General features: G+C 65.2%; 2 protein-coding genes. One reads left to right on the top strand and one right to left on the bottom strand.

Annotated elements, in window-relative coordinates:
- Positions 1-52 precede the first annotated feature (52 nt).
- Positions 53-1,972, bottom strand: coding sequence for an ABC transporter ATP-binding protein/permease (locus tag WA965_RS12855; protein WP_526300231.1), 1,920 nt, complete (start codon positions 1,970-1,972; stop codon positions 53-55).
- Positions 1,973-2,130: 158 nt separating this feature from the next.
- Here WA965_RS12855 and WA965_RS12850 point away from each other — a divergent pair.
- The coding region (locus WA965_RS12850) for a helix-turn-helix domain-containing protein (RefSeq protein ID WP_526447589.1) at positions 2,131-2,315 on the top strand (185 nt) is incomplete at its 3' end.

Genomic DNA, 2,315 nt, shown 5'->3' with positions numbered 1-2,315 from the left:
GCACGCCGCCGGGCGCGCCGGCGCACCCGCCGCCCGCGGCTGACCGGCGAAGTTAGACGCGAGCGGGCTCGTCGCCGACGTCGCCGAGATACCACCGACCTTCGCCGAGCAGTTGCAGCTGCCGGGTGTGGTGCTGCTCGACCGTGCTGCGGTGACTGACGCTGACCACGATGGTGTCCGGTAGCTCGGTGCGGACGAGGCGGTAGAGCATCAGCTCGAGTCCCTCGTCGAGTGCCGAGGTGGCTTCGTCGAGGAACACCGCCTGGGGCTTGGTCAGCAGAATGCGCGCGAACGCGATCCTTTGCTGCTCGCCGGGGGAGAGGACCTTGGCCCAGTCCTGTTCCTCGTCGAGTCGCGCGGCCAGGTGTGGGAGCGCGACCTCGTCGAGGACCGCATGCAGGTCGTCGTCGGTGATGCTGCCGGTCGCGTTCGGGTACGACACCACGGCGCGCAGAACACCGAGCGGTACGTACGGCATCTGGGACAGAAACATCGTCGCGTTGTCCTCGATCGGATACCTGATCGAACCCGAGGCGAACGGCCACAGCCGCCCGAGGCTGCGCAGCAGCGTGGTCTTGCCGCTGCCGGAGGCGCCGGTGATCACCAAGGCGTCCCCGCGCTCCAGCGACAGGTCCAGCGGTTCGATCAGCTGACGGCCGTCGGGGGTCCGCACCTCGACATCGTCCAACTCGACACGGCCGTCGGTGGAGCCGGTTGCGTCCAGTGAGGGCAGCGCCCTGCCCTCTTCGTTGGCGGTCACCAGACCGTGCAGACGGATGATCGCGGCGCGGTAGCCGGCGAAGTTGTCGTAGGCATTGCGGAAGAACGACAGCCCGGTGAGGATCTCCCGGAACGCACTGGCGGTCTGCGAGAGCTGACCGAGGGTGATCTCGCCGTTGTAGAACCGGGAGAACTGCACGATGTAGGGGATCAGCTCCTGCGCCTGGCTGATCGAGAGGTTCCAGCCCAAGAATGCCGCCAGCCTGTTCACGTACTTCTTGTAGTTCGCCACGATCGGCGCGAACCGGCGGCGCAACCCGGTCCGCTCGGCGACCTCACCCCGGTAGAACGCGACCGCTTCGGCCGCGTCGCGCAGTCTCACCAGCGCGTACCGGAAGGCGGCGTTGAACTTCTCGTTGTTGAACGACAGCGTGATGATCGGTCGGCCGATCACGAACGCGACAACGGTGGCGAACAGGATGTAGACGATGCCGATGACGAACATCGCCTTGGGCAACTCGACGCCGATCAACGGCAACATCACCGGACCCGACAGGTTCCACAGGATGGTGGTGAACGAGATCATCGAGGCGATCGAGGCGACGGCGCCGAACAGCAACGTGGTGCCCGAAGTGTTGTTCGGAGTATTGGGCAGGGCGCCGACACCTGCGGTGAAGATGTCGATGTCGGCCTGGATGCGCTGGTCGGGGTTGTCGATGGTGTCGTCGATGAAGCGTGAGCGGTAGTAGGCCTTGCCGTCGAGCCAGTCGCCGGTCAGTTCGTCGGTGAGCCAGGTACGCCACCGGAGCATGAACCGCTGGGTGACAAAGAGATCGAGCATGATGGTGGCGACGTTGATGACGGCCAGGACCGCGAAGACGCCCATCGACAGCCAGAATCCGTTGCCTCCCGATTCCTTCACCGCGTCGTCGCCCGCGCCGACGCCGGACGCGATGACCTGGAAGCTGGTCATCATGTCGTTGCCCTGGAAGCTGAACAGCACCGACAGTCGGACGCTCGCGATGACCAACAGCAGGATGCCTGCCAGCCACACCCACACGACGACACTTTCGGGGCCGGTGAAGTATCCGCGGGTGACCCGCCAGAACTGCCGACCCCAGGTCGTGTAGCGGGCGATCAGCACCAGCACGATGAGCGTCGAGACCGCTGCGTACGCCCAGCCTTGGGCGATCCACCAGAGCGAGGTCCAGAGCTCGCTGCCCCAATCCAGCGTCGGGGTGAACGTTTCCATTCGGGCAAACTACCCCGACAAACTGCCGCCAGCGTGTTGTGGCGGGCTAACTGTACTGACCACGGACGTTGGTGACGGCGTGGTGAGGTGACAAGACGAAGACCTCCGAGTGAAGTGCGAACTGCCTAGGAACGCACCAACTCACTTCGGAGGTCTTCGTGTCTCACCGTAATGCCCCTTTGTCTGAAACCGGTCGCCTGCGGCTGGCTCGTTGCGTCGTCGATGATGGCTGGTCTTTGCGTCGGGCTGCCGAACGTTTCCAGGTGTCGGTGTCCACGGCCTCGCGGTGGGCGGGCCGCTATCGCGAGCAGGGTCAGTCGGGGATGGCCGACCGCAGCTCACG

It is taken from the genome of Mycobacterium sp. (assembly GCF_049683935.1).
Taxonomy (GTDB): Bacteria; Actinomycetota; Actinomycetes; order Mycobacteriales; family Mycobacteriaceae; genus Mycobacterium.
The sequence above is the reverse complement of the archived record's forward strand: the minus strand, read 5'-3'. Positions and strand labels throughout refer to the sequence as shown.